We start from the raw sequence: 2,061 nt of genomic DNA, 5'->3' as shown, positions 1-2,061 counted from the left end.
GGTCAGGATGACGCGGATTGGGCGAGGGAGAAAATCAAATACGGCAATGCCCGAATCACCCGTCAACAACTTGTGGTTAAGTTCATCAAGGCGGGCGCGAATCTCGGCAAGATTCAAGACGCGCTCTACAAGGATTTGATAACCGATTTGACACCAGCGGCAGGGCCGGTGAGACGCGGCCTGCATCGCGTTCTCGATCCGTCATTCGGCGCATACAACCGTTTCCTGTTCGACAAGCTCACTCGTGGTTTGATGACTGAGTCGAACGTGCGCGAGTTTGAGCGTCAGCACGCAGCCAATCCCAATGCGAACCCTGACGCGCTGGTCAAAGACATCAGCCGTGACGTGAATAATTATTTCGGAAACATCGGCAAGCAAGGTTGGGTCAAGAGCGCCACGATGAAAGACCTGCAACGCATGTTCATTCTCGCTCCCGATTGGGTGGAGGGACTCATCAAAAAGGAAGGTGTTGCCTATAGCCGTCTGAGCGGAGCGTCGAAACTCGCTGGTAAGCGGCAGGGTTTGTCCGCGCTCGGAACAACCGGCAGGGGCATTGGCAGGGGATTGACGTTCATGTTCGGATTGACTCAGGCGATCAATCTCATCACCCGCCAGCAACCGACGTGGAAGAACGAGGAGGACGGTCACAAGTTCGACGCCTTCATTCCCGGCATCGGAAAGAACAACGAAGGATTTTGGTTCAGCCCGTTCTCGATGTTCAACGAAATCTCCCACGACACCTGGCGTTACGCGCTAAGCGACAAGACCACGCTTCAGGCGATTGATCAAGTCGCAGGCAACAAGGAAAGCCCGCTGACGCGAGCCGTCATCATCGCGCTGGTTGGCGCAACTTCCAGCGGTCAACGGTTCACGAGCAGCGCATCGCAGTTGAACGAATCGGCCAAGCAACTTGCGCCTCTCCCGTTGACGTTCGGTAAGATCGGGCAGTTTGCCGGTCACGCGATTGCTCCGGGCGTTGTGCCGCCAGTGCCGAACCAGCAGTTGATCCGGCAGGGCATTTCATCGCTCGGTTTCAAAGTCGAACCGAAGCTGAACGCGGCTCAGGAAGTGTCGCAGGTGGCCGACAAGTTTTCGCGAGCGAACGGTTTTAAGAAGGATACTGGCTGGCAACAAGTGCCGACCGATGAACCGAGTTACTCCAAACTCCGAAGCGCATTGCGGACTGGCGACGAGGCAGAAGCTAAACGGGTGTACAACGCCTTGCAGAAGTCGCATACCGACCGGCAGATATTCAAGGCGATGAAGCTGGCGAAGAACCGGCCTTTTACCGGCAGCAAAGCTGGCGAGAGCGCGTTTATTCGCTCGCTGGACGACCGTCAGTTGAAGGACTACTTTGCGGCTCTACAGCAGAGAGATTCGGAGTATCAGGCGTTTGAGGATTTTGTGATGCGGCAACCATAGCTCATAATTAAAACGGCACTTGTTTAGGTTTCGTAAACTGTAATTCTGACTTCTTCGCGCTCGCCAGCTTGAGCTTTTTGTTGCGTGACTTGGATTCGCGTCGTGCCCGGACAGTCATCAGGTATGACACCAGCGTAGCGGAGTAAATCGACATGATATTTTTCGCAGGCGTTGTCGTCGTCGAGCAGTCGCGTTCGGACAGCTTCAATGCACACAAGAAAATGTCGGCCAGTTCTTTTTTGAACATGTAACGCTGCCAATGCTCCATCCCCAGTATCGCATTCCAACTGGGGAGACGCCCCGGAACTGTCAGGCTGAACATCAGCTTTCCCGGCGACGGCTTTGGCGGATCGAATGTGAGTTGGCTTTCCATAAATCTTTTTCTCCACGACGCCGTTGCTCGTTTCGACGAGTCCGGCGCGTTGCAGTTCTTCAATGCTTATGCCCATTGCTGTTCTCCTGTGCCACGGTCATCGCTTTACTGCGCCGGGATAAATGTTCACTTCGTCGCAGATAACCCGATTGATGGCTTGAAGCTGTGTCACCACATCGAAAGCGGATTTGGGGTCAGATTGCGCCAGCTTCGGCAGAAGGGATTTTAATACTCGCCGGTTCTCGATCAGGGTGGCGAGCACAACG

2 protein-coding genes are annotated in these 2,061 nt (G+C 54.6%); one reads left to right on the top strand and one right to left on the bottom strand.

The features are described 5' to 3' along the window. On the top strand, positions 1-1,422 hold a 1,422-nt coding region (locus WCA53_RS33910; RefSeq protein ID WP_423922480.1), incomplete at its 5' end, for a hypothetical protein. 23 nt (positions 1,423-1,445) lie between these two features. Here the strand turns inward: WCA53_RS33910 and WCA53_RS33905 are convergent. Next, positions 1,446-1,871 carry a hypothetical protein gene (locus WCA53_RS33905; RefSeq protein ID WP_423922477.1) on the bottom strand — a complete coding sequence of 142 codons (426 nt, stop codon included), beginning with the start codon at positions 1,869-1,871 and terminating at the stop codon, positions 1,446-1,448. Positions 1,872-2,061 lie beyond the last annotated feature (190 nt).

Source organism: Caballeronia sp., assembly GCF_049581465.1.
GTDB lineage: Bacteria > Pseudomonadota > Gammaproteobacteria > Burkholderiales > Burkholderiaceae > Caballeronia.
This window is presented reverse-complemented; position numbering and strand designations above follow the sequence as displayed.

Coding starts and splice junctions, on each gene's coding strand:
- WCA53_RS33905 (WP_423922477.1), bottom strand. CDS start 1,871: ATGGGCATAAGCATTGAAGAACTGCAACGCGCCGGACTCGTCGAAACG.